Source organism: Ruoffia tabacinasalis (assembly GCF_005864045.1).
Classification (GTDB): Bacteria; Bacillota; Bacilli; order Lactobacillales; family Aerococcaceae; genus Ruoffia; species Ruoffia tabacinasalis.
Window position 1 is genome coordinate 1 of record NZ_VBSP01000107.1, and the last position, 883, is coordinate 883.

General features: G+C 37.8%; 1 protein-coding gene. It reads left to right on the plus strand.

All coding sequences use genetic code 11. The features are described 5' to 3' along the window. Positions 1-874 (plus strand): IS30 family transposase (locus FEZ33_RS12235; protein ID WP_138405619.1); only part of this gene is annotated, 874 nt, incomplete at its 5' end. Between the last annotated feature and the right edge of the window lie 9 nt (positions 875-883).

The window sequence follows — 883 nt, forward strand, 5'->3', positions numbered from 1 at the left end:
ACATCGTAATTCAAACAAGGATGGCAGTTATTCACCGTCAACTGCTCACGGAGAGTATAAACGTAGAAAACAACTATGTGGCAGACATCGCACGCTAGATAAAGACTCTATTTTCCAGTTGGTCAAACGACTATTTCTCAACGAACAATGGTCTCCAGAACAAATTTCTGGTCGTTTGAACTTTGAAAATTCCAAAAATAAAATCAGTTATAATACTATCTATCGTGCAATTTATCGTGGCGACTTCGATGAGCCTGGTTTATCAACCGGTAATCGAGGCGCTATCCGTAAATTAAGACACAGAGGTAAAACACGCCATTCTAAAAATCACGTAGAGAGAAGAGGAAAGATCCCTATCTCCAATACGATTCATGAACGACCAGATAGCGCTAATGAACGAACTGAGATTGGTCATTGGGAAGCAGATACAGTTGCAGGTCAAACTGGTAAAGCGTGCTTAGTAACGCTAGTTGATAGAAAATCTAGGTTATTACTAATCGGTAAATCTGAGAAGAAAGCTTCTAAGCCGGTAGTTGACCAAATGATTAAATTACTACAAGGTATTGATTCTAATTTTTGTAAAATCATTACACCTGACCGTGGTAAAGAATTCAGTCAACACGCCCGATTGACTGAGGAATTAAATAATACGCAAATTTATTTTCCAGATCCTCATGCCCCTTGGCAAAGAGGATCTAATGAGAATACAAATGGACTCCTTAGAGAGTACTCACCGAAAGGTGTTGATTTGACAGATGCAACTGATGAAGAGATACAAGGTTGGGCAACGAAATTAAATACACGTCCCAAAAAATGTTTGAATTGGAAAACACCTTATGAAATCTTTTATAAAACTGTGTTGCACTTAATTTGACAATTTAAG